This is a genomic window from Methylobacterium sp. R2-1, assembly GCF_014191355.1.
In the GTDB taxonomy this organism is placed as follows: domain Bacteria; phylum Pseudomonadota; class Alphaproteobacteria; order Rhizobiales; family Beijerinckiaceae; genus Methylobacterium.
Window position 1 is genome coordinate 14,592 of record NZ_JACHWM010000021.1, and the last position, 24,141, is coordinate 38,732.

At 64.5% G+C, this 24,141-nt stretch carries 17 protein-coding genes and 1 pseudogene; 11 read left to right on the forward strand and 7 right to left on the reverse strand.

The features are described from left to right. Positions 1 to 145 precede the first annotated feature (145 nt). The 6 genes and pseudogenes from FHU13_RS24190 to FHU13_RS24210 form a co-directional block, all read right to left on the reverse strand. Positions 146 to 3,838, reverse strand: coding sequence for a hypothetical protein (locus tag FHU13_RS24190; protein ID WP_246714850.1), 3,693 nt, complete (start codon positions 3,836 to 3,838; stop codon positions 146 to 148). A gap of 159 nt (positions 3,839 to 3,997) precedes the next feature. Next, positions 3,998 to 4,447: pseudogene (locus tag FHU13_RS28460) on the reverse strand (peptidoglycan-binding domain-containing protein); the annotation flags it as partial. A 1,491-nt stretch (positions 4,448 to 5,938) separates the two neighbouring features. Continuing rightward, positions 5,939 to 6,850, reverse strand: coding sequence for a succinate--CoA ligase subunit alpha (gene sucD / locus FHU13_RS24195; RefSeq protein WP_183438390.1), 912 nt, complete (start codon positions 6,848 to 6,850; stop codon positions 5,939 to 5,941). After that, positions 6,847 to 8,001 carry a succinate--CoA ligase subunit beta gene (locus FHU13_RS24200; protein WP_183438391.1) on the reverse strand — a complete coding sequence of 385 codons (1,155 nt, stop codon included), beginning with the start codon at positions 7,999 to 8,001 and terminating at the stop codon, positions 6,847 to 6,849. The genes sucD and FHU13_RS24200 overlap by 4 nt, the downstream gene beginning before the upstream one ends. Next, positions 7,998 to 9,470, reverse strand: a complete 1,473-nt coding sequence (gene sauS, locus FHU13_RS24205) for an acylating sulfoacetaldehyde dehydrogenase (RefSeq protein WP_183438392.1) — start codon at positions 9,468 to 9,470, stop codon at positions 7,998 to 8,000. Before sauS ends, FHU13_RS24200 begins: the two co-directional genes overlap by 4 nt. A gap of 56 nt (positions 9,471 to 9,526) precedes the next feature. After that, on the reverse strand, positions 9,527 to 10,834 hold the full coding sequence (locus FHU13_RS24210; protein WP_183438393.1) for an MFS transporter: 1,308 nt from the start codon (positions 10,832 to 10,834) through the stop codon (positions 9,527 to 9,529). Positions 10,835 to 11,119: 285 nt separating this feature from the next. Here FHU13_RS24210 and FHU13_RS24215 point away from each other — a divergent pair, with 285 nt between their 5' ends. From FHU13_RS24215 to FHU13_RS24250, 8 genes are all read left to right on the forward strand, one after another. After that, positions 11,120 to 11,935 carry a LysR substrate-binding domain-containing protein gene (locus tag FHU13_RS24215; protein ID WP_312889640.1) on the forward strand — a complete coding sequence of 272 codons (816 nt, stop codon included), beginning with the start codon at positions 11,120 to 11,122 and terminating at the stop codon, positions 11,933 to 11,935. A 124-nt stretch (positions 11,936 to 12,059) separates the two neighbouring features. Beyond that, positions 12,060 to 12,275, forward strand: a complete 216-nt coding sequence (locus FHU13_RS24220; protein ID WP_183438394.1) for a hypothetical protein — start codon at positions 12,060 to 12,062, stop codon at positions 12,273 to 12,275. Between the two features lie 293 nt (positions 12,276 to 12,568). Continuing rightward, positions 12,569 to 14,254, forward strand: a complete 1,686-nt coding sequence (locus FHU13_RS24225; RefSeq protein ID WP_183438395.1) for a GMC family oxidoreductase — start codon at positions 12,569 to 12,571, stop codon at positions 14,252 to 14,254. Next, the gene (locus FHU13_RS24230; RefSeq protein ID WP_183438396.1) at positions 14,251 to 15,639 is read left to right on the forward strand and encodes an MFS transporter; all 1,389 of its coding nucleotides are present in this window, start codon (positions 14,251 to 14,253) and stop codon (positions 15,637 to 15,639) included. The genes FHU13_RS24225 and FHU13_RS24230 overlap by 4 nt, the downstream gene beginning before the upstream one ends. 95 nt (positions 15,640 to 15,734) lie before the next feature. Beyond that, positions 15,735 to 16,805 carry a YeiH family protein gene (locus FHU13_RS24235; RefSeq protein ID WP_409518536.1) on the forward strand — a complete coding sequence of 357 codons (1,071 nt, stop codon included), beginning with the start codon at positions 15,735 to 15,737 and terminating at the stop codon, positions 16,803 to 16,805. Positions 16,806 to 16,864: 59 nt separating this feature from the next. After that, positions 16,865 to 18,070 (forward strand): molybdopterin-dependent oxidoreductase, encoded by a 1,206-nt coding sequence (locus FHU13_RS24240; RefSeq protein WP_183438398.1) that lies wholly within the window; start codon positions 16,865 to 16,867, stop codon positions 18,068 to 18,070. Positions 18,071 to 18,081: 11 nt separating this feature from the next. Then, positions 18,082 to 18,405, forward strand: a complete 324-nt coding sequence (locus tag FHU13_RS24245; protein WP_183438399.1) for a cytochrome c — start codon at positions 18,082 to 18,084, stop codon at positions 18,403 to 18,405. Between the two features lie 78 nt (positions 18,406 to 18,483). Next, positions 18,484 to 18,624 carry a hypothetical protein gene (locus FHU13_RS24250; RefSeq protein WP_246714845.1) on the forward strand — a complete coding sequence of 47 codons (141 nt, stop codon included), beginning with the start codon at positions 18,484 to 18,486 and terminating at the stop codon, positions 18,622 to 18,624. A gap of 92 nt (positions 18,625 to 18,716) precedes the next feature. Here FHU13_RS24250 and xsc read toward each other — a convergent pair whose 3' ends face one another. Further along, entirely contained in the window at positions 18,717 to 20,492 is a 1,776-nt protein-coding gene (gene xsc, locus FHU13_RS24255) for a sulfoacetaldehyde acetyltransferase (protein WP_183438400.1), read from the reverse strand. 210 nt (positions 20,493 to 20,702) lie between these two features. On the opposite strand from xsc, the gene FHU13_RS24260 reads away from it, so the two are divergent. From FHU13_RS24260 to FHU13_RS24270, 3 genes are all read left to right on the forward strand, one after another. Beyond that, entirely contained in the window at positions 20,703 to 21,479 is a 777-nt protein-coding gene (locus tag FHU13_RS24260) for an IclR family transcriptional regulator (protein ID WP_183438401.1), read from the forward strand. Positions 21,480 to 21,516: 37 nt separating this feature from the next. Continuing rightward, entirely contained in the window at positions 21,517 to 22,701 is a 1,185-nt protein-coding gene (locus tag FHU13_RS24265; protein ID WP_183438402.1) for an acetate/propionate family kinase, read from the forward strand. A 210-nt stretch (positions 22,702 to 22,911) separates the two neighbouring features. Continuing rightward, positions 22,912 to 23,244 (forward strand): hypothetical protein, encoded by a 333-nt coding sequence (locus FHU13_RS24270; protein ID WP_183438403.1) that lies wholly within the window; start codon positions 22,912 to 22,914, stop codon positions 23,242 to 23,244. Positions 23,245 to 24,141: the final 897 nt, after the last annotated feature.

Consider the following 24,141-nt stretch of genomic DNA (forward strand, 5'->3'; position numbering starts at 1 on the left):
TACAGTGCAGACTGTGCGATCAATAGCTGACTTAGTAGCTCACGAGCATCTCCTGCGTAATGTCGGCTGAGCACCTGTGCGTTGTGGCGACGGGGCAGGCTCCTGGCATGAGAGGATGATCTGTCAGCGACCATGCGAGCCGCTTCTACAGCTTGACATCCGGCAGAGCCTTCGCGGCGGCACCCGAGCTACGATCCTGCTGCACTAACTCTCGCCCTGCCTTGATGGCTTCCGCGTGAGCCTTGTGGTTGACGAGCCAAGTGGTCAGTCGTGCCGCCTCGTCGTCCGGGATGCGCTCTCCGGCAAAGCCGAGCCTTGTAGAGGGTTGGAAATCAGCCTTCACCGTGGTCCCGCAGCGTTCGTGCTGCCCCTCGGGAGCGACGAACGTCCATTGCACGGTCCAGATGCGGCGCGTGGTACGCAGGCGCGCTGCCGCCTCTGCATCGCGCGTAAGCTCGTCCGGCGCGACGAATTTCGGTCCAATTGCCTCGCCTCGGATAAGTCTGGCGTCGAGCCACGGATGGTTGATGGCCGAGATAACAGTTCCGCAGTTGGGCAAGTCCGCTGTCTTTCCCCAACTCATGACGTCCGGCCGCAGCGGGGCACCGTACTTCTCTTCGAGCTTCGTCTGTATCGCTGAGAGTGTCGCCCCGGACTTGTCTAGGTAGAGATCGCGGCGTGCGCCGAGGAGCTTCCCGCCGAGTGCCTCCGGAGCGTACAGAGCGCTGATGAGTTCCAGGCCATCGTCGCGGACGTAGAGCCGCGTCACAGAGGCGAGCGGCGAGTTCCCCTCGGCGGCCCCCACGTGTTCAAGGACGTGGGCGATCTTCATCTGGCCTGCCAACTTCGCCTCGGCTTCCGCCATAGCCATCCCGATCTTCAGGCCCACGATGTCGGGCTCGGTATCCCGAATTTCCGGCAAGGGCGCCGTCGGTGCCGTCTTCAAGGCGGCGAGCAGCGGCCGCGGCGTCACCGCGGTTCTGCCGCCCCACCACCGTACCTCCGTGGCGGAGGTATCGAAGGCGATCTGGGGCAATCCGGTCCCGGCATCCGTGGCGACTAAGTGAGTGATGTCGAGATCGACATACATCTGGTAGTGGTCGCCGACCCCGGCCGCCGGGAGGTTCGGCAGCCTGAGGTATGCCAGCGGGACTGCGTTCGAACCCTGTTGGTGGTTCATCTCGATGATGCCACCCTTAAAGATCCTCTGACCCGATGGGTCGGTGCGGAAGTCCAGAGTCCCGTAATAGCTCTCTTCCAGGCTGCGCCGGCTCACCCCGATTTTATCGAGGACCTCGGCGTGGTTTCGAGCGGTCCGGCCGAACGACGAGGAGCCGTCGTGGCTGTGCCAGAAGAAGGTCACCTTACGCGGAAGCGCGGCGATGCGGAGCGCGGTCCAGCGGCGAAACGTGGGCGTGAAGCGCGCGACATCCTGGTCGGAAAGCGTCCGGAGTCCCTTCGGAAAGAAGGTCCCCCAGACGTTGCGCAGGCCATTGTCTCCCGTCCCGTGCTCGCCGCCATTGCCGTACGGATCGTGCTCGGCCATCCATCGGCGCACAAGCAGCCAGCGCAAGACCTGTTCGTCCGGCTCGCGTCCCGACTGTGCGAGCACGTAGAGCACCATCGTCTCGTCGTTGAGCGGCACCCGATCGGGCGTGACGGCGAGGCGGATGGCTTCAGGGTCGGCCAAGGCGGGAACCATCCCCTGTGCGGCCACGATCGCGCCTGCCGCCGCGCGGGCGACGGCCCGATCCGCCTGACGTGGGTGGAGCAGGACGATCTCCTCGATCTGCACCAACAGGTCCGCCTTCGGGCCCGTCGTGCTCGCGACAGGCGTAGCCTTCGGCGATCCGATCCGGAACAGTGCCTGAAAGCTCCGGGACGGCTCGGACTTGATCAGGATCTGCGCCGTCGCCGCATCGATCGGAAAGCGGGCCAACACTTCGGGATTCGCTACCCCGAGGCCGAGCAACCCATCCCGGGGCTGCGGCTTCGTGCCGTCCCGCGCATAGGCGAGGCTGTAGCTGTCCACCACGAAGGCTGTCCGCCCATCATGCTGGCCGAGCTTCACGGAGCCCATAAGATATACCGGTTCGCCGGGTTTGGGCGTGCCCACCGTGGCGGACCGGCGAAGGCTGTCCAGCACCGCTTCGCGGTCGAACTCGCTGGCATTGACGTAGGCGGACGAGGTCTTCGCGCTTCGCTCCAGAAAATCGGGCTCGGCGCCAGATCGGGCTGCAAGCCCGAACGCTCCCCATAGAGTGAGGCGGCGCAGCGTCCCGAGCGTGAGATTGGGCAGGGGATCTACGGCGGCTTGCGGCGCCTGAGCGCGCATCCCGTCGAGCGGAACGTCCCAGAGTAGGCGCGTCAACGCCTCGTCCTCGTAGAAGGCGAGCCGGTGCACGCGGGCGTCCAACCCCCGCGACTGGATGTTGAAGCTACCCCCGAAAATGTAGCCGAAATCCTTCTCCACTTCCGGATGAGCTGGGGCCAAGCTGAGCAGTTCGAGGTCAACCGCTTGGTAGAAGCGGGCTCCTCTGCCCGGCTGTCCGGTTCGGATGCGGTCGTTGATCGCCCGTGCCCGGCGCTCCTCCACACCAATCGCGTCGGGATAGGAGACGAGGTCGGTCCGAACGTCGAAGAGCTCACCGAGCATGGGCCAGGTCAGACGGCCATCGGAGCGATTGAACGTGTACCCGTCGACGGGGAAGGATCCGCGGGCGAGGTCGTATGTCCGCGGCAGAACGGGGGAAATGATCCGCAGGCGGACCGGCAGCTGCGGCCGCAACGCGATCAACGAAGGCAAGTACTTCGTCTTGAAGGTGTCGATGGTATCACGCCGCCGGAAGACGTCTTTGTTGAGCGCGTCGAGGAAGCCGTGATCGATGCGGCGTGAGAAGAGCTGTGCGTTCTGGGCGGGAGTGAGCAGCCGCGAGCTGATGGTGAAAACGTTCGGGAGATTGTTGGCGATCCCGGGCGACCGTGCCAGGGCGAGATGAAGCAGCGCGCGCTGGAGGGCCTGGCTGTCCTCCGGGGCATCACCGCCCTGGCGACCGAGGCGGGCGACGAGCATGTCGCCTTCGGCTCGGACCCCAAGCCTCGTCCAGCTCTCGATCGCATTGCGGGCTTCAGGCGGCCGCGCAGCCTCGGGTTCTGTCAGCGCCGGTCGCTTCACCGGCAGCGTCGCAATGCGCGTCCCGAGCTCGGCGCCCGGCGTCGTAGGCGGCAGATGGATGGCGACATCTTCAATCCGGCCGCTGGCCTGCAACGAGGAATCGCCCGCCCGATCGCTCGCCGCGATGTTGCTCACGGTCATGCGGATCGCGGCGTAAACGGTCCTGTTCTGGCCGAGCTGGGCAGCCAGCCGAACCGCCTCCGGCTCTGCCATCGGCAACTGGGTGATGTCGTCCCAATCATCGACGCCGACCTTGATCGACGGTCCGCCGGTCCAATGCAGAACCATCGGATCAGCATAGCCCGAGCCTTCGCTACCGAAGTTCAACGGGAACGCCCCTCGTTTCCTGTCATAGCGTCCAAGGACCGATGTCCGGATCCGCAGGACCTTCAGAGGGGCACCTGTCGCCTCGGCGGCGAGAAAGGTCTTGAACTCATCGAGCGCAGTCTCCTGCTCGAATTCAGTGCCGTTGGTGACACGGCGCTGGCGCTGAAGATTCTCTGGCGTCGGCCAGACGGAGTTCTCACTATAGGCGAGCGTTGCGAGAAGACGCTTCAGGCCCTCCGGATCTTCAAAGATCGAAGGGGTTGCCTTGATGTAGCGTCTCAACACCGCCCGCGAGAACTCGTTGCGCGGTCCACCGCCCCGCGCACCGTCGATCAAAACATCCTCGACGCCGGTCCTTGGCAGGTCGGACGCACCCGCTAGAGCCAAGGCTGGAGTTGGCGCACCAGCTCGGGCCGGAAGAGTACTATCAAGGTTCACGCCCCGGGCAGCACCGGATCTTCGGGCTGCCTCGGCGGACCGGCGCAGCTGTCCGAGTTGACGCGGAGAGAAGTATCCTGTCTGCGGCTCGTTCAGGGATGCCTGGAAGCGCCGTATCGCAGGACGCGTCCCCGATCCTAAGTTGCCATCCCGCGTACCTTCGTAAAAACCGAGGAGAGCCAAGTCTTCCTGGACGAAGCTTCGATCCTGTGGAGACAGGCGCCGCTCTGCCGGCGCAAGATCCGCTCCACCTGTCTCGTGAGGTGGCCCCAAACCACGCAGCGGCAACTGTGCTCTTTCTTGGATGCCACGCATGAGCAGACCCAAGAAATCCTGGGCAGAAGCAGACCGGCTCACACAGAGTAGCGGGAGAAGCAGACATGCGGTGACCCATGGGATGAGCCATGGGCCACCTCGACGTTTCATGTTGGTCATGTCCGACGTCTCCCGCTCGAACTGGCCGGGCCCCGTCAACGCTACCAAGTTGGTCTTCCGCAACCAAGACATACTGAGGCTGCGTCCGCATACTCAATAATGAGGCACAGCCAGTTCACTTGGCGTACGCCGAAGGCGCGACTTGATCATGCGCTGTTTGGCGGAGTCGCAGGATAATCATTCCTCCACATTCTCCGAGGTGCGGTGCTGCCGAGCCTGAGGGTCGCGCTTTATACTGCCAGCATAGCTGCCAGCGGCTCTCTCGGTTCTGCACGGCTTAGGATTATACTGAAGGGAACGCCCTGCTGCCGATCTGCGGACTGGGTATCGTCAGGCTCGTTGCCATCTCAGCGACCCTTCGCGGACAGGGGCACGGTCGCGTCTTAAATGCGAGGGTGGCGGGTTATGCGGGTAAGCTTGGCATCCGCAACCGAACATCGCCATGAGCTGCCGCTCGGTCGCGCCGTTCTCGGCGGCCAGCGTCGCACCAGCCTGACGCAGGCCGTGGGCGAAGCAGCGCGGCCGGCCGACCTCGCGGCAGCGGTCCTTGAACCAGTTCCCGAATCCGTTCGACGTGAATAGTTTGCCGCGCTCGATTATGAGGAAGGTGAAGTTCCGGCTTTCGGGATGTCGTTCGGCTGTGGGCGCAGGGTTCGCCGATCGAAACCAAGGATCTGCTCAAGGTGCGCCGCTACCGCTGGAGCGGAGCGCGGCGCTGCTGGTACATCGACCTCAAGGAAGACCAGATCGAGATCGAGCGCTCGTTCCTGAGCGAGATCGCTTACCGCCGTCCCTGCGGCGAGCTGCCGGCGGACCGGTTCACCGCCCGCGACCGGTTTCCCGCACGGACCAATCCCGAGTTCAAGCGCGTCGATCGTCCCGGTCCAGGCCGTCCCAATCGTCGCGCAGGGTCAGCTAGCCGACTAGGTCGTGCAACTCATCCGGCAGGTCGTCGTCCTTCCCTGACTTCAGCAGCAGGCCCAGGCCGCAGGCGATGCCGTGCAGCCGCGGAGGCATCGACCTAGGCGGCATGCAGGTGGTCGAACGTACGCATATAGCCCCTGATGACCGACCGTTCCGAACAGCCTCACCCGGTCGCCGCAACACGTTAGAGAGAAAACTTCTACCGCAATCCGCCTGGAGAGAAGGCGTCGTTCGGAAGCGGCGCAAATACGAAAAACGCGGCCATTGGATCCGAGATACGCTGAGGCAATATCTTGAAGCGTGTTCCAGCCCCTTCGGTCGTCATGCGTCCCGTCCAATACGACTCTTTCGGAGAGCCTATCGCACAGGCGAGCAGCGAAGATCATGCCGTCTCGCGAATTGCCATTCGGTCCGGCGTCGGGCTCTTCTGGGTGATTGTGATTGTCGCTGCGCGAGCGGCTTACTTCAATCCGGCTTTTGCAGAGACTTTTACCAGTGTTGCTTCGCTGGCCGCTTATATCAAGGCAGTCGTCGGGGTATGACGAGCGCGGTTTAGAATGTAGACATCGTCATAGACGAAGGCGCCGCGGAGATCCCGCAGCGTCTTTTCTGTATGCAAAGGCCTTGTCCCGGAGCGGGTCAAGCTGGAACGATATGCGCCGCCGGCTTGGTCCCGTCGTGACTGAGGCCAGAACTGAGTAGTCCTGGGATCTCGGCCGGGGTGTCGGCTACGGCGACGCCCGCCGCCTCCAGCGCACGGCGCTTTCCATCGTAGCTACCCACGGTTCCGGATACGATCGCACCCGCATGGCCCATTTTCTTGCCGGGCGGTGAGGCACGCCCGGCGATGAAGGACACGACTGGCTTCGACATGCCTGCCGCGTACTCCGCGGCTGCTTCCTCCATCGCGCCACCGATCTCTCCGACAAGCACGACAGCACGGGTGCGCGGATCGTCATCGAGCGCCTGAAGAGCGTCCCGCGTCGTCGTGCCGATCATCGGATCACCCCCGATTCCGAGAAAGGCGGACTGGCCGAGACCGGCTCGAGTGAGGTTCAGGCAGATTAGCGTGCCAAGGCTCCCCGAACGCGAGATCACGCCGACCTCACCCGGCTGGAAAATGTTGGGATTGTGCCCCGGCATGATGCCGACAAATCCCTCACCCGGCGTGACGATTCCGGCGGTGTTCGGTCCAATGATGCGGGTCCGATGCTGCGCCGCGGCGTGGTGGATCGCGATGACATCGCGCGCCGGGATATGCTCCGTCAGGATGACGACGCTCCGGGCACCGGCCTCAATCGCGTCGAGAGCCGCCTCGCGGGCCATGGCCGGCGGGATGAACATCACCGCCATATCGAACGGGGTCTCAGCCATGGCGGCCTTCGCCGTGGCATAGACCGGCACGCTGAGATGGCGCTCGCCCGCCCGCTTTGGATTGACGCCGGCGACGACCCGCGTGCCGCACTCTATCATCTTCTCGGTCCAGAAGGTGCCCTGCTTGCCCGTAATGCCCTGGACGAGCACGCGGGCGGACTGGCGATAGATGATCATCGTGCGGCTCCCCCGCTCGCTGCCGAATGTGCTGCGTTGACGGCGGCCTGCACCGCATCCTCCATGAGATCGAAGGGCTCCTGGCCGAGCCCTTCGCGAACGAGGCGAACCGCCTCGTCCTCTCCGGTTCCGTGAATCGAGAAGAACACCGGAATACTCGGGTCGAGCCGCTTCCAGGCGGTGACGACGCCCTCGGCCATCACATCCGTCCGCGCAAAGGCGCCGCAGAAATTCACGACGAGACTTTTGACGCCGGGATTGGACAGCACGAGCTTCAGCGCCACTTCCGATTTCGTATAGGCCTCGCCCCCGATCTCGAGGAAATTCGCCGGACGGCCGCCGCAATGGCTGATCACATCCATCGTCGTCATCGTCAGCCCGGCGCCGTTGGCGAGGACACCGACATCGCCATCGAGCTGGATGAACTTAAGGCCGTTGGCGGCGCCTTCGCGCTCGAGGTCGGTCATCGGCTCCGCTGCCGCCTCGTCGGCGAGATCGGGCTGGCGGAAGGCGGCAGCATCATCGAGCGTGAGCTTGCAATCGAGGGCGACGACGCGACCGTCGGCCAGCACGGCGAGCGGGTTTATCTCGATCAGCTCCGCATCGATCCGCCTACTCGTCGCGTACAGCGCCGCCAGGATCTCGGCGACCTGTCCCTCGGCCCCCGAGAGGTCCAGGCCCGACAACATCGACCGGGCCGCCGCATCGTCGAAACCGGCGTCGAGATTGACGCGGTGGCGGCGTAACGCGTCCGGACGGGTTGCGGCGACCTCTTCGATGTCCATCCCACCTTCCGTGGAGAACAGAACCAGAGGGCACCGGCTCGCGGTGTCGATCAGGATTGCGGCGTAGAACTCGTGTGCGATCCGGGCTTGCTCCTCCAGCAGCACCGACCCGACAGGGTGGCCATCGATGCGCATGCCGAGGATGCGTTCGGCCACTCTGCGCGCTTCGTCCGCGGAATTTGCCGGTTTGATGCCGCCGGCCTTGCCGCGCTTGCCGGTCGGCACCTGGGCCTTGACCATGCAGGGGCCGAGCGCCTCGAAAGCGGCGGCTGCGTCCTCCGGTGTGCGGCAATGGACGGCGCGCGGGACCGGGATGCCGGCGGGTGCGAGAACGCGTGCCTTGGCGACGTGCTCCATGAAATTCATCGTGCGGCCTCCCCGTATCCAATTCGCTCCCAGTGAGGTCCGAACAGTTCCTGCTCGGTCGGCTTGTCCTCGGGGATCGGCGTGACGAGATGGGTGATGTTGAGCATGTGCCGGTAGCTCAGGTTTTCGGAGATCGAATTCTTCTGCCAGGAGCCGCAGCCCATGCTCAAAGTGAAGCCGAGGCCTGAGTTGAACCCGCCGCCGTTTCCGAAGGTGTGAGCGAAGTTCACAAGAACCCGCACGACATCCAGATCCTCCGCCAGTTCGCGAGCACGATCCATGTTCGTGGTGTGCAGACCGCAGGAATGGCCCTTGCCCTGATGATCGAGGATCTCGCGCACCCGCTCCTTGGCGGCCGCGAAGTCGCTGGCGCGGTAGACCGTGAGCACGAGAGCCAACTTCTCGCCCGAGAGTGGGTAGTCTTTGCCCACCCCGGTCTCCTCAACGAGGAAGAAGGTTTTTCCTTCAGCGTTCGCGGGCAGGTCGAAAGCCTTCGCCAGGACGTCGGCATCGCGCGCGATGAGGTCGCGGTTGAGCTTGTTCTTGACCCAGAGTCGGTCGACGACACGCTGCCGCTCTTCCGGCGTGCAGAGATAGGCGCCGGCCCGTCCCAGCGCAGCGATCGCCGCATCGTAGACCGCATCTACGATGACGACGGCATTCTCCGACGAGCAGGAGGTGGAATTGTCGAAGATCTTCGAGTCGCGGATCCGCTCGGCCGCCGCATCGAGGTCGGCGGTCTCGTCGATGATGACCGGCACGTTGCCGGCCCCCACGCCGATGGCCGGCGTTCCGCTCGAATAGGCGCGGCGGACGTTGTCCTGCGAGCCCGTCACAACGACGAGGTCGCAGACCCTCATTAGGGCCTCGGTCGCCTCCTTCGTGATCGGAGCGGGAAGGATCTGGACGAGATCCTCCGGCAGGCCGATCCCGGCGAGTTCCTGCCGCATCAGCGCGACGATGCGCGCCGTGGTACGGTAACCGAGCGGGGACGGGGCGATGACGATGGCGTTGCGCCCCTTCACGGCCATCATCGCCTTGTTGACCGGTGTCGCCCCCGGATTGGTCGAGGGAGTCACCGCGCCGATCACGCCCATCGGCTTGGCGTACTTGACGAGCCCCTTCGCCTCGTCCCGCTCGATCACGCCAACGGACGGGGCACGCAGCAGGTCACGCAGGGTGCCGAAGGTCTTGCGCTGCTTCTTGCGGATCTTGTCGGAGACATTGCCAAGTCCGGTGTCCTGCACGGCGAGTTCAGCGAGTTCGCGGGCATGGTCGGGGTTGTAAAGGGACCACGCGAGCGCCCTGACGGCGGCGTCTGCGGTCTCCTGATCGACGTTGGAGAATGCTTTCTGTGCAGTTCTCGCCCGGAGCATGACGCCTTCGACGGAGTCCGGTTCACCCGGACTTGTAGCTTGGTCCTGCCGAGCGTGCGGTGATTCCGGAGCTTTGAGACTGACGACGGCCATCGCGGTGTCCTCTTGCGGCTGTCGGAGGGGAAGACGAGGGGGAGTAGAACCTGTGGTCAGGCGTTCGGCCTGACCGCCGCCGGACCGGTCACGATGGGCGGCGTCTCCTCGATCTCGTCGAGGAAGGGCTCGTCCGGCCGCATACGCAGTGCGAGCACCGCGCCGAGGAGAAGCAGGCCGAGCGATGCGACGAAGGGAAGGTCCCAGCGCCCGGTCGCGTCGATGACAGCGCCGAACACCACCGGCGAGATCATCCCAGCAAGGCCGAACCCAAAATTCATGAAGCCGGAGGCGGTCCCCGAGTGCTGGGGTGCGATGTCCATCGGCACGGCCCAGATCGGTGCGACGATCAGTTCGGCGAAGAAGAACGCCGCGGACAGGCACAACGTGATTGTCACGAGGTCTGTGACGAACACCACCGGCAGCATGAACAGGAAGGCGCCGAGGAAGCCGACCACGATCACGCTCACCCGTGCTTTCGAGACGCTGCCGGTCCTCCTCAGGATGCGGTCGCTGACGATGCCCCCGACCGTGTCGCCGACCACCCCGGCGAAGAATACGCCGGAGGCGAAAATAGCCGACTTCTTGATATCGAGCTGATACTGATGAAGGAAGTAGGACGGGATCCAGTTGAGGAATAGCCACAGCGTCCAGCCGTAGCAAAAATCTGTCATCGTGACCGGCATCATCCGCTTCAGAAGGCGCCGCCACGGCACCGCCTTGCGCTCTCCGGCGATCTTCACTGTCGGAAGAACCGCGATTTCCTCCGGTGTGACATGCTTGTGGTCACGCGGGTCGTCCCGGAAGTACCAGAACCAGAGGGCCACCCAGGCGAAGCTGATCAGGCCGACGATGATGAATGAATCACGCCAGGACAGCGCGACGATGAGAAAGGCGATCAGCGGCGGCGTCAGCGCGTTGCCGAGCCGTGCGAAGGCGTGGGTGATACCTTGTGCGAAGCCGCGCCGGTCAGCCGCCATCCAATTCGCGAGCGCCCGGGTCGCAGTCGGAAAGGCCGATCCTTCGCCGATGCCGAGAACGAAGCGAGCGATGACGAGCGAGACCGCCCCCTCAACGAAGCCGATGGCTACGGTGGCAGCCGACCAGATCGCGCCGCAGATCAGCAACGTTATCCGTGGCCCGAGACGATCGCCCAGCCAGCCTCCTGCAATCTGAAAGAATGCATAAGGATAGGCGAAGGCGGAGAAGGCAAGTCCGAGCTCGAAGTTGCTCAGACCGAGTTCTTTCTGCATCGCCGGCGCAGCCGTGCCGATGTTTACCCGGTCGATGTAGGTGACCAAATACATCAGGCAAATGATAAGCAGCACGCGGTCTGTGGCTTTGAATCGGACAAGCCTCAGCATTCTGCCCTCCTGCTGAAGTCTGAGTAAGGTTCCTCGGCCAGCGTGTATCTTCACGCAAGGGCGGAGAAGTCTCTCAGCATTCGTTGAGCGTTCCTCACCTTCGAGACAGCGGCTCGTTCAGGATCTTTGGTCGCCCTGAATCGTGCGCCGTCCGCCGTCTCGATCACACCGTAGCGATTGCCTTTGCATCGGAGAAATTTATTCTCTGCATCGAGATCATGCAGGAAATTTATCGATATGATTCCGGATCTCGAGATCCCGCTCCTACGGACCTTCATCGCAGTCGTGGAAACCGGCAGTATAACGCTGGCCGGCAGGCAGGTCGGCCGTACCCAACCGGCCATCACGCACCAGATGCAGCGTCTGGAGAAGGCGCTCACCAAGCCTCTTTTTCAAGACGACCGCCGCCATCTCACCTTGACGCGAGAGGGGGAGATGCTGCTCGGATATGCCCGAACGCTTCTCGGGCTCAACGACGAGATCCGCGAGCGTTTCGAGGCGCCCGACATTACCGGCCATGTCCGTCTCGGCGTGCCCGACCTCTATGCGGCCTTCCTGCTGCCGTCCGTTCTGAGCGGCTTCTCGCGCGCTTATCCGCAGATTGAGATCGAGTTGCGCTGTTCGCGCAGTGTGAACCTACACGCGGCGCTGCAAAACGAGGAGATCGACATTGCCCTGATGACGCGCCAGCCGGAACTCGGCAGAGGCACGGTCGTGCGGGAGGAGCCATTGGTCTGGGTGGCCGCCCGCGATTATGCAGTCGCTCCGAAGGGGGCCCTGCCGCTGGCGCTGCTTCCGGCAGGGAGCGTTTACCGGCAACACGCGCTCGATGCGCTCGGCCAGATCGGACGATCCTGGAGCATCGCGGCGGTCAGCGACAGCATCGCCGGACTTCAGGCTGCCGTTTATGCGGGACTTGCGATCTCGGCCTTTCCGCTCTGTGCACTCGGTCCCCATGTCCGCCGGCTCGGTCAAGCCGACGGCCTGCCCGACATGCCCGATCTCGAAATCGTCCTACAGCGTAAGCTCAGCGGGATCACGACCGCCGCCGAGCACCTTGCCGAATACATGGTGGCCGGCATCGGAAACATCAGACGCTGAGAGGTCGTTGACCGTTTCTTCCGCGTCCTCGGCAAGGCTCTCATGTCTCGGAGGCAGGCTGCACGCCGTTGCGTCGCACAATGCCGCGCGCTAGATAGTGTGCATCGCAACAAACCTGTCCGTCATGCCGCCCGTCGAGCGCCTTCGCCAGATCCTGCCCTTTGCCGTTGCGGTCTATCTCGCCGGCAGCGTGGCTCAGCTCCAAGCCATCCAGCCGGCCTTCTCCGCGCCGCATCGCGGCATCTCGGTCGAGTCGCTCGTCTCCGGCATCAAGTGGCACATGCTGGAGATTGCTAAGAACGAGCAGTCCGAAATGTCCTTCGGTTACCCGGGCAACTGACCCCGTCGCCAAAGCTGCCCTCTTCACCACGTCTGACTTCGAGCTTGAGCAGGACGCTCATCGGCGAAGCGTCCAGGCGCGTCCCGCCCCGCGCGGCTTCTCAGGGCTCCTTCGCCTGTTTCATCACCGACCGAGCTGTCAGTCGTCCGGTCGCGATGGAGGCTGCCTTCGTCTGCTCGCATTGACACCTCCGCAGTTTCCTCATCTAATCGAACGCAACGTTCCACTTTCCGAGACGTAAGATCTCGAAGTGGGGCGAACTACGAGGAAACGCTCTCGGCGAGGTGCTGGCGATGACAGTCGCCCCCTTCGACTTCATCATCATCGGCGGCGGAACCGCGGGATGTGTCCTCGCAAACCGCCTCTCAGCCGACGGTCGGCATCGGGTTCTGCTGCTGGAGGCTGGTCCACGCGACCGCTCGCCCTGGATCCATCTTCCCATCGGCTATGGGAAGACGATGTTCCACAAGACCCTCAACTGGGGGTTCTTCACCGAACCCGAGCCGACCATGAACGACCGCCGGATCTACTGGCCGCGTGGCCGGACTCTGGGCGGCTCTTCATCGATCAACGGTCTGATATACGTTCGCGGCCAAGCCGAGGACTATGATCAGTGGGCAGCCGTCGGGAATGCGGGCTGGTCCTGGAAGGATGTTCTGCCCTATTTCATCCGTTCCGAGCACAACACCAAGGGCGCCGGGCCCGCCCACGGCGCCGACGGGCCGCTCTGGTGCTCCGACATCGAGCACCGGCACGAACTCATCGAAGCGATCATCGCGGGGGCCGGTGAACTCGGCATCCGCCACACCACGGACTTCAATACCGGTGATCAGGAAGGCGTCGGGTATTATCAGCTCTTCACCCGCAAGGGCTGGCGCTGCAGCACGGCGGTCGCCTACCTGCGCCCCGCGTGGAGCCGTCGGAATCTCCGTGTCGAGACCGGAGCGCAATCGACCGGCCTGATCCTCGAAGGGCGCCGCGCCGTCGGCGTTCGCTACCGGCAGAACGGCCGGATGCGGGAGACGCGCGCCACGACGGAGGTGATCCTGGCCGCGGGTGCGCTGCAGAGCCCGCAACTCCTCATGCTGTCTGGGATCGGACCCGAGGCGGAACTGGCGCGCCACGGCATTGCGGTCACGCACGCCCTGCCCGGCGTCGGCGCGAACCTGCAGGACCATCTGCAGATCCGGCTCATGTACCGGGTCGCCAAGCCGATCACGACGAACGACGACCTACGCACCCTGTTCGGCAAGGCGCGCATCGGCCTGCGGTGGCTCTTGACCCGCAGCGGCCCGCTGGCCGTGGGGATCAATCAGGGCGGCCTGTTTACCCGCGTGATGCCCGGACCCGGCACGCCGGACGTGCAGTTCCACTTCGCCACGCTATCGGCCGACATGGCCGGCGGCGCGCCCCATCCCTGGTCGGGCTGCACATTCTCGGTTTGCCAGCTGCGCCCCGAATCCCGTGGGACCGTCACTCTGCGCAGCGCCGATCCCTTCGCGGCTCCGGTGATGCGAGCCAACTACCTCGCCACCGAGGCTGACCGGCGCTGCACGGTGGAGGGTATCAAATTCGCCCGACGCCTTGCCGCCACGTCACCCCTGCGAACGCTGCTGACCGAGGTCAAGCCGGGCCGCGAGATCGAGGGCGACGAGGCCCTGCTCGATTTCGCGCGGGGAACAGGCGCGACGATCTTCCACCCGTCGGGGACGTGCAAGATGGGCTCGGACCCGATGGCCGTGACGGATGCACGCCTGCGCGTCCATGGCATCGGCGGCCTTCGCGTCGTTGATTGCTCGATCATGCCGACGCTCGTCTCCGGCAATACCAGCGCACCCGTGGTCATGATCGCTGAGAAAGCCTCCGACATGATCCTGGCCGATGCGCGCGCCGGAGCGTCTTCGATCGTCGCCACCGATCCGGTCGCGACCGAACGCAGCCGGCACGCCGCGCTGGCGCCAGAAGGGAGCCCGGCATGACGACGAGCCACACGGCACCCGATCGAAGCGGCCTCGGTCGCGTTGTCACCGCCGCTTTGATCGGTGCGACAATCGAGTGGTACGACTTCTTCCTGTACGGCGTCGTCGCCGGCATCGTCTTGAACAAGCTGTATTTTCCGGCCGACGATCCCCTCATCTCGACGCTGCTCGCCTACTCGACATTCGCAGTCGGCTTCGTGACCCGGCCGCTCGGCGGTGTGATCTTCGGGCATTTCGGCGACCGGATTGGCCGCAAGAGCATGCTGGTGATCACCCTCATGCTGATGGGCGTGGCGACCTTCCTGATCGGCTTGGTGCCGACCTACGCGCAGATCGGAGTCGCCGCGCCGGTCCTGCTGCTGCTGCTGCGGATCGTCCAGGGCATTGGCCTTGGCGGCGAATGGGGCGGAGCCGTGCTGATGGCATTCGAGTATGCGCCCCCGGAGAAGCGCGGCCTTTACGCGAGCATCCCGCAGATCGGCCTCGCGCTGGGGCTCTGCATCGCGTCCGGCGTGGTTGCGGCACTCTCCTATGGTCTCACGGACGAGCAGTTCCTCACCTGGGGCTGGCGGCTCGCCTTCCTCCTCAGCGCCGTACTCGTTGCGGTCGGAGCCTATATCCGGCTCAACGTGATGGAGACACCGGAATTCGCCCGCGTGAAGGAGACGAACCGCGAGGCGGCGATCCCCTTCGTTTCGATGATGCGGGAGTTTCCTGGCAACGTGCTCGCCGGCATGGGCGCGCGCGCCATCGACGGTGTCTTCTTCAATATCTTCGCGGTGTTCTCGATCGGCTATCTCACCGGGACGGTGAAGATGCCGCGAACCGAGGCCCTGCTCGGCGTCACATCCGCAGCGCTCCTGCTCTGCGCCACCATTCCCTTGGCCGGCTGGCTCTCCGATCGCCTCGGCCGCACCCGCGTCTATGCCTGGGGCTCGCTTCTCACGGGATTCTCGGCATTTCCCGCCTTCTGGGTCTTCCTGAACAGCGGCGGCAGCACCGGAGCGGTCTGGCTCGCCCTGATCGTGCCCTTCGGGATTCTCTATGCCTCGGTCTACGGACCGGAAGCAGCCCTGTTCTCCGAGCTTTTCCCGGCACGCGTGCGCTACACCGGCATCTCTTTCGTCTATCAATTCTCGGGCATCTTCGCGAGCGGCCTGACCCCGATCGTTGCAACCGCGCTCCTGCAATATTCCGGCGAGAACAAGCCGTGGCTGGTCTGTGCCTACTGCGCACTCGCTGGTCTCATCAGCGCGGGCTCGGCGATCTGGATCGGCCGTGCGGCACGGCAGGCGTCGAATGCTGACGTCACCCAGCAACCTGACGGTCAATGGCCGCCGGTGGACGTAATGCGAAGAACGTTCCACAGTACGGAACGGATATAGAAGAATTTTTTAAGTAGGGCGTACAGAACGCACAAGACTTGCTATGAAGGTGCCGCAGAGGCGGTGCCGGAACTCGGCGTCGAGGAGCGACGATGCTGCAGAAGAACCGCCTCGTGAGGCCGACAGAGCCCCGTTTCCCGATGTTGCGCCTGCGGGAACTGGCGCCGGGAATCGCGCTGTGCCTCGCGGTCACGCTGGTCTCGATCGGCCTGCAGCACCTCGAAGAGGGCATGTTCGAGCATCCCTATATCGAGGCGCTGGTCATCGCGATCCTGCTCGGCATGGCAATCCGGACCTTTTGGGCGCCGAGCCCGCTCTGGCGCTCCGGCATCGCCTTCAGCGCGAAGCAACTCCTCGAAGTCGCGGTGATGCTGCTCGGCGCCTCGATCAGTTTCGCGGCCATCGTCGCGTCGGGACCAGTGCTGCTCGCGGCGATCGTCGCGACGGTGATCGTGACGATCGCCGCGAGTTTCCTGATCAGTCGCCTGCTCGGGCTCGCCGTGCGGATCTCGATCCTGATCGCCTGCGGTAACTCGATCTGCGGGAATTCGGCCATCGCGGCGGTCGCCCCCGTGATCGGCGCCAGCAGCGACGATGTCGCCTCCTCGATCTCCTTCACGGCCATCCTCGGCGTGCTGATGGTGCTTGGCCTGCCGCTTCTGATCCCCCTGCTCGGCCTCGGCGCCGGCCAGTACGGAATCCTGGCGGGCCTCACGGTCTACGCGGTGCCGCAGGTTCTCGCCGCCACCGTCCCAGCGGGGCTCGTGGCAACGCAGATCGGCACCCTGGTCAAGCTCGTGCGGGTGCTGATGCTCGGCCCCGTCGTCGTCGGCCTCTCCCTGCTGGCGCCGCGGTTGAGCGGTGCCGCGCCGGAGACCAGCCGGACTGGACGGTTTGATCCGTTCAAGCTGGTGCCGTGGTTCATCATCGGCTTCCTCGTGCTCGCCGCGTTCCGCTCGCTCGGCGTCGTGCCCGATGTCGCGGTTGGCCCAATCACGCGGATTGCCGGCACCCTCACCATCGTTTCGATGGCCGCCCTTGGGCTCGGCGTCGACGTGCGGGTGATCGGTCGCGTCGGCGGACGTGTCACCGCGGCGGTAACGCTGTCGCTCACGCTGCTGCTGCTGGTCAGCCTCGGGCTGATCCACCTGCTGCGGCTCGGCTGAGACGCCGGAAGAAAATGCGGCGAATCCGAAAAGAGATTCGCCCGCAGAAGGAGGAAACCATGTTGCACCGACGCGCCCTGTTGCGCGGCGCCGGCTCCGTCCTGCTCGCGAATGCCGCGATCGGTCAGGCTCGTGCCGCCCCGCCCGGACAGGTGATCCTCCCCTTCGGCAACGGCGAACGCCCACTCGTGGCCTATCCCGGCAAGCGCCCGCTGATTCAGATGACCAGCCGGCCGCCCCAGTTGGAGACGCCGTTCTCGGTCTTCGATGAGAGCACGATCACGCCCAACGACGCCTTCTTCGTGCGCTATCACCTCGCTGGCCTTCCCAACGAGATCGACCCGAAGTCCTTCCGCCTGGAGATCAAGGGCAAGGTCGATAAGCCGCTCACCCTGTCGCTGGCGGACATCAAGGCGTTCGACGCGGAGGAGATCACGGCGGTCAATCAGTGTTCCGGCAATTCGCGCGGCTTCTTCGAGCCGCGGGTCGCGGGCGGGCAACTCGCCAACGGCGCCATGGGCTGCGCCCGCTGGAAGGGTGTGCCGCTCAAGGTCGTGCTCGACCGGGCGGGCGTGCAGGCCGGTGCGCGGCAGGTGATGTTCGAGGGCCTCGACGGACCCGTGCTCGAGAAGACGCCCGACTTCGCCAAGGCGCTCGACCTCGACCACGCCCGCGACGGCGAGGTGATGCTGGCCTACGCCATGAATGGCGAGGATCTGCCCTTCCTCAACGGCTTTCCGCTGCGGCTGGTCGTGCCGGGCTACTACGGCACCTACTGGCTGAAGCACCTCAACGCGATCACGGTCCTCGATACGACGTTCGAGAACTTCTGGATGAAGACGGCCTATCGCATTCCGGCCAATGCCTGCGCCTGCACCGAACCCGGCAAGACGCCGACGGCGACGGTACCGATCAATCGCTTCACCATCCGCTCCTTCATCACGAACATTCCCGATAGGGGGACCGTCAAGGCAGGGGCCGACACGGTTCTGCGCGGTATCGCCTTCGACGGCGGCTACGGTATCTCCGACGTCCTGATATCGGGCGATGACGGGCGCAACTGGACCGCCGCGAAACTCGGACGGGACGAGGGTCGCTACGCCTTCCGGGGATGGGAGGCGAGCCTACGGCTCCCGGCGGGCGAACACCGCTTGCGGGTTCGAGCGTTGAACCGAATCGGACAGTCGCAGCCGCTCGAAGCCTTGTGGAATCCGGCCGGCTACCTGCGAAACGTCGTCGAGACGACGCGCGTCACCGCAAGCTGAGGGAGGGCTTCATGATACGATCAGCCTCACGGATCGCTCGCTCGAGCGTCGTCGCCCTCTTCCTGATTTCGTCGTGGCACGGATCCGCGGGTGCCGGGCCGGTCCCCTACGATCTGCCGCAGGATACGGCAAAGCTCCGTCCCGGTCCCGGTGCCGAGGTCGCCGAAGCCAACTGCCTGACCTGCCACTCGCCGGACTACATCGCCATGCAGCCGCCCAAGAAGGGGCACGCCTTCTGGACGGCCGAGGTGACGAAGATGATCAAGGTCTACGGCGCGCCGATCGAGGATTCCGACGCCAAGGCCATCGCAGATTATCTGGCGGCGTCCCACTGATTGCAGGTGTTACCGTGCTCTGCCCCTACGCGCCGACCCTGTCCGACTACATCCACACAATCGTTGCACCCGGACGAGGTGTACGCGGTCGTCGCCTACGTCCTCAATATGAACGGGCTCGTTCCGGACGACGCGGTCATGGATGCCAAGACGCTTCCGGTGGTGAAGCTGCCGAACCGTGACGGGTTCGATCCGGATCCGCGTCCCGACGTCCGTTGACGGGCTTTCGGCGGATCGTATGATGCCGCCCGGAACCCGGCTGAGTGTCGGGTTCCGGGCGGTCTATTCGGCGTTCCCTTCCGGCGGCCGAGTCAGGCCGGGTGCTGGGGCCGCATGTCGCCGCGGTCGATGCCGGCGACGACGACCGGTTTCTTCATTGCGTCGCGGCGGAAGGGTTCGCCGAGTTCCTGATTGAGCATCACCTCGATGAAGGTCGTCACGCCGTCCGCCTGAGCCTCCCCGGCCTGCTGAATCGCTTCGGTCAACGCCTGCTGTGTTTCGACGCGGACGCCTCGGAAGCCGCACCCTTCCGCGATCTTCGCATAGCTCAGCTTCGTATCGAGTTCGGTGCCGACGAAGTTGTTGTCGTACCAGAGGATCGAGTTTCGCTTCTCCGCGCCCCACTGGAAGTTGCGGAAGATCACCATGGTGACCGCCGGCCACTCGTCCCGGCCGATCGACGTCATCTCGTTCATCGAGATGCCGAAGGCGCCATCGCCCGCGAAGCCGAAGACCGGCACATCGGGACAGCCGATCTTGGCGCCGATGATTGCGGGAAAGCCGTAGCCGCACGGGCCGAACATACCCGGCGCCAGATACTTCCTTCCCTGCTCGAAGGTCGGATAGGCGTTGCCGATAGCGCAGTTGTTGCCGATGTCGGTCGACAGGATCGCCGCCTGCGGCAGGCCGGCTTGGATCGCGCGCCAGGCTTGGCGCGGAGACATCTTTTCGCCCTCGCGTTCCCGGGCCTCGAGGTTCCAATTCGTGCCCTCGTCGTCGTCCTCGTGGTCCATGGATGACAGGGCCTGCGCCCAGGCGGACTTGGTGCGGTGGATCAGCGCCTGCCGCTCCTCGCGGCCGACATCGCCCGCCTCGCTGGAAAGCTGTTGCAGAAGTTCGCGCGCGACGTGCTTGGCATCGCCGCAAATGCCGACCGTGATCTTCTTGGTCAGGCCGATCCGGTCCGGATTGATGTCCACTTGGATGATTTTGGCGTTCTTCGGCCAATAATCGATGCCGTAGCCCGGTAGCGTCGAAAACGGATTGAGGCGCGTGCCAAGCGCCAGCACCACGTCGGCCTTGGCGATGAGTTCCATCGCCGCCTTCGAGCCGTTGTAACCCAGCGGCCCGACTGCGAGGCGATGCGAACCCGGAAACGAATCGTTGTGCTGATAGCCGCACGCCACCGGCGCATCGAGCCGCTCGGCGAGAGCGACGGATTCTTGGATTGCATCGCCGATGACGACGCCGGCCCCATTCAGGATCACGGGGAACTGCGCGTTCGACAGCAGCGCCGCGGCCTCGGCGATCGCTTGGCGGCCACCGGTCGGCCGCTCCAGCCGAACGATCTGCGGCAGCTCGATGTCGACCTGATGCGTCCAGAAATCGCGCGGGATGTTGATCTGCGCCGGCGCGCAACCGCGCCACGCCTTCTCGATCACCCGGTTGAGCACCTCGGCGACACGGGTCGGATCACGGACTTCCTCCTGGTAGCAGACCATGTCCTCGAACAAGGCCATTTGCTCGACTTCCTGGAAACCGCCCTGGCCGATCGTCTTGTTGGCCGCCTGCGGCGTGACCAGCAGCATCGGCGTGTGATTCCAGTAGGCCGTCTTGATGGCCGTGACGAAGCCGGTCACGCCCGGTCCGTTCTGAGCGACCGCCATCGCCATCTTGCCGGTCACGCGGGAATAGCCGTCGGCGATGAGCGCAGCGTTGCTCTCGTGCGCACAGTCCCAGAAGGTGATGCCGGCCTTCGGGAACAGGTCGGAGACCGGCATCATCGCGGAACCGATGATGCCGAAGGCATGCTCGATCCCGTGCATCTGCAAGACTTTGATGAAGGCTTCTTCCGTGGTCATCCTCATGGCGCGCTCTCCCACCCTGGCTTTGCCAAGTCGTTGTGATGGTCGTTCGTCAATTCGGACGGCGGCGCGTGGCCATGGCGCTCACGCTGCACCGATCGGAGGACGTGCCATGCGTGCTGCATCCTCACCCAACCAAAACTTAGCGCCTGTATCTGCCGGAGCGCAACACAAATCTCGTTTTTTTGCTTCCCACGTTCAGGAAAGTGGAATATGAAGCCTTCAGCAATGGATGACGCCACCGAATCCTCGCCGGCTCTCAAGGCTTTCAGCCTGCTGGAGATCATCGCTGAGATGGATCACCCGCCGACGCTCGCGGAGCTCACGGAAGCCGCCAACCTGCCCAAACCGACCCTGCATCGGTGGTTGAGCATGCTGGAGGGAGCCGACCTGCTGAGGCGGATGCCGGATGGCCGCCGCTACGAGCTCGCAGCACGTGCCACCGCTCTCGCGTTCGCAATCCTGTCGAACAATTCAGGCTCGACCCAACGCCATCAGATCCTCGAGCGGGTGGTTCGCACGCTCGGCGAATCCTGCAACCTCACGGTTCTCGAGGGCAGTGAGGTCATGTATCTCGACCGCGTCGAGGCCGCCGCACCCTTGCGGGTCGCCTTCCAGAAGGGATCGCGGGTGCCGGCCCACGCCTCGGCGAGTGGCAAGCTGTTCCTGGCGATGATGCCGCCGGCCAAGCGAGAGCGGTTGATCGGATCGCTGACGCTGGAGCGATACACGGCCAATACTCTCGCCGATGCGGATGCGCTCCGGGCCGAGCTCGGCCGGATCAAGCGCGACGGATACGCCTTCGACGACGAGGAATTCCTATCCGGCCTGTTCTGCGTGGCCGTGCCGATCTTCGATCACAACGGACGCGACTGCATCGCCGCCCTCGCGCTCCAGGCGCCGGTGGTGCGGGTCGCCCGCGCGAACGCGGCCGAGCGTCTGCCAACCCTGCGAGAGGCGGCCGAAGCCTTGGCTGTCACGCTGCGATAAGCGTCCTAGGGGCGCGCCGGGAGAGGAGACACGCCCCATGATGCGCACTGAGGACGCCGCCATTCTGGTGCTCAACGCCGGCTCATCGAGCGTGAAATTCGCGCTCTTCCAGGCCGATACGCTCGAGCCTCTCTGCCGCGGCGGCATCGAAGGCATCGGCAGCAGGGCGCAGTTCGGGGGCGCCGCCGGCGCGAAGGCGCATTTGTTCGACGGGGCGGTGCTGCCCGAGGGCAGCAGTCACGAAGCCGCCACGCACTGGCTTCTTGATCGCCTCCGCCGTGCGGACAACCTCGACCTCTGCGCGGCTGGGCACCGCGTCGTCCATGGCGGACCGGATTTCTCGGCGCCGGTCGTGATCGACGATGTCGTGATGACGACACTCGAAGCGCTGATCCCGCTGGCCCCGGCGCACCAGCCGCACAATCTCGCGGCGATCCGGGCGGTGGCGAAGGCCTGGCCAAGTCTGCCGCAACTCGCCTGTTTCGATACGGCCTTCCATCGGACGATGCCGCGGCTTGCTCAGCTCTTCGCGATCCCCCACGCGCTGACCGATCAGGGCCTCGTACGCTACGGCTTTCACGGTCTGTCCTACCAGCACATCGCCGATGTGCTGCCGGACATTGCCGGGGATTGTGCGAAGGGCCGGGTCATCGTCGCCCATCTCGGCCACGGCGCGAGCCTCTGCGCCATGCGTGAAGGGCGCAGCGTCGCCACGACCATGGGCTTCACTGCCCTCGATGGTCTGATGATGGGAATGCGCTGCGGTTCCATTGACGCCGGTCTCGTACTCTACCTGATCGAGCAGCGCGGCATGACAGCGGCAGAGGTTTCCGAGATCCTGAACCGCCGTTCGGGCCTACTGGGTGTCTCCGGCATCAGCAATGACGCGCGCACCCTTCTGGCGAGCGAGGAACCCCGGGCAGCGGAAGCGCTCGACCTCTTCGCCTACCGCGTCGTGCGCGAGGCCGGCTCGATGGTGGCCGCCCTCGGCGGCCTCGACGCCTTCGTCTTCACCGCTGGCATCGGCGAGCGCTCGGCCCGAATCCGCGCGGACATCAGTCGGGGTTTGGCGTGGACCGGCGCCCGCCTGGACGAGGACCGCAACGCAGCCAACCTGACATGCATCAGTGCCGATGACGCGAAGGTGCCCCTCTACGTCATTTCTGCCGATGAGGAACTGCCGATCGCGCGCGCCGCCGCCGGTCAACTCGTACCAGCGTGATCCGCCTTTGATGGCGGAAAGTCTGCGGTCCCGCCTCAAGCGGCTCGGAAGGAGCAAGGCAGCGGCCTGTTAGCCTCTTGTAAATCGATCCCGCTCACATCGAGTATGCTCCTCGGCGCGGTGGCGGGTGAGAGACCGTCAGCCTCTGGGGACATCAAGCCCGCAAGTGAGCCGGGGGCCTCGCCCGCCGTTCCAGGCTCGGCCAAGACGGTGAGTTCCGAGCGGGTTGTCCCGCTGCATCAGGCTGTGCTGGATGCGGGCTTCGTTGCCTTCGTGCGCGGGCTCGGTGCTGGACCGCTGTTTGCGGAGCTATCGCCGGACAAGTTCGGCCAGCGTGGCGGCAACGGCATCAAGATTCTGGGCCGTCGGGTCGCGGTCTTGGGCTGGACGAAAAGTGGCTGGCTCCGGCACACAGCTGGCGTCGCTGGCGCGGCGCTTAGGCTGGCCGAGGACGTGACGCGTGCCCTGATGGAGCACGGCAAGCGGGGCGTGGCTGAGGGCTACGGCGAGTTCGAGCCGGCCGTTAACCCTTCGTGCCGTTGAACAACTTCGCCGTGCCGGTTGCAAAATGCGTCTCCCCTGTTTCGGGCGAAGAATCTAACCTGCCAAGTGGGCTTTTTGTGCCCGGAAGGTTGGCTTCCTGAGGCGCAGCTCCGTAGCCAAGCCTTAACCTCCAGGCTGCGGCCTCTTCCTCATGGCCTCTGTTTCTCGCCGCGTGAGGGTGCCTGATGGCGTCTCGCAGATGATCTGCGCGGGTAGGCTCCGGGTAGATCAGCGACGCTACAGAGCCGAATGCGGTCCAGACCGGAAGCGAGCCTTCTCGAACGAACATGCCGATGGCTTCGATAGCCTCCCAACGCTCGAAGGCGTCAGGCCCATGCAATGCCCGGCCGACAATGCGAGCACGGAGGAACGGGTCCTCAGACGTGGGAGCAGTCTCCAACGAGAACATCACTTCTGAACGATCCGGCCGCAACTCATCCGGAAGCGCCTCGACCTTGCGCCACAAGCAGTGCCACTTCGCGCACGCTGCCGGACGATTCTTGTAAATGCCGCACGCGGCACCCGTGTTGTGCTCGCATAGAGTGCCGGCAGGCTTGCCAAGCGTTTTAATTTCGAGAACTCGGCAGCACGCCGTACAAGTGCCACAGGTTCTGTCACGGACAAGTGACTGCACGGCTCAGTCGAACTCTAATCTGCTGCTTCGTCGTAGGTGTTGACATCCTCTCTTCACAAGAGGTTTTCTCGTCAGACTGTTGTCGGTAGCATCCCTAGCGAGCCGTGCCGCCTTCAACCGCGCACTCTTCTCATCCAAGAAGCTAGCGGCTCCTTGCTGCGCAATTTTCGGTAATGCAGGGGTCTGCGTTTTCGCAAACTCAGCGTCGGCGCGCTTCCACTCCTTGCTGCGATCTCCAATCATTTCATTTTCCGCCCCCAACG

Excerpts from the sequence above, each read along its gene's own strand:
- sauS (WP_183438392.1), bottom strand. The coding sequence starts at position 9,470 with ATGGCCGTCGTCAGTCTCAAAGCTCCGGAATCACCGCACGCTCGGCAG.
- FHU13_RS24200 (WP_183438391.1), bottom strand. The coding sequence starts at position 8,001 with ATGAATTTCATGGAGCACGTCGCCAAGGCACGCGTTCTCGCACCCGCC.
- FHU13_RS24260 (WP_183438401.1), top strand. The coding sequence starts at position 20,703 with ATGAAGCCTTCAGCAATGGATGACGCCACCGAATCCTCGCCGGCTCTC.
- FHU13_RS24210 (WP_183438393.1), bottom strand. The coding sequence starts at position 10,834 with ATGCTGAGGCTTGTCCGATTCAAAGCCACAGACCGCGTGCTGCTTATC.
- FHU13_RS24240 (WP_183438398.1), top strand. The coding sequence starts at position 16,865 with ATGTTGCACCGACGCGCCCTGTTGCGCGGCGCCGGCTCCGTCCTGCTC.
- FHU13_RS24225 (WP_183438395.1), top strand. The coding sequence starts at position 12,569 with ATGACAGTCGCCCCCTTCGACTTCATCATCATCGGCGGCGGAACCGCG.
- FHU13_RS24220 (WP_183438394.1), top strand. The coding sequence starts at position 12,060 with ATGCCGCCCGTCGAGCGCCTTCGCCAGATCCTGCCCTTTGCCGTTGCG.
- sucD (WP_183438390.1), bottom strand. The coding sequence starts at position 6,850 with ATGATCATCTATCGCCAGTCCGCCCGCGTGCTCGTCCAGGGCATTACG.
- xsc (WP_183438400.1), bottom strand. The coding sequence starts at position 20,492 with ATGAGGATGACCACGGAAGAAGCCTTCATCAAAGTCTTGCAGATGCAC.
- FHU13_RS24265 (WP_183438402.1), top strand. The coding sequence starts at position 21,517 with ATGATGCGCACTGAGGACGCCGCCATTCTGGTGCTCAACGCCGGCTCA.
- FHU13_RS24245 (WP_183438399.1), top strand. The coding sequence starts at position 18,082 with ATGATACGATCAGCCTCACGGATCGCTCGCTCGAGCGTCGTCGCCCTC.
- FHU13_RS24230 (WP_183438396.1), top strand. The coding sequence starts at position 14,251 with ATGACGACGAGCCACACGGCACCCGATCGAAGCGGCCTCGGTCGCGTT.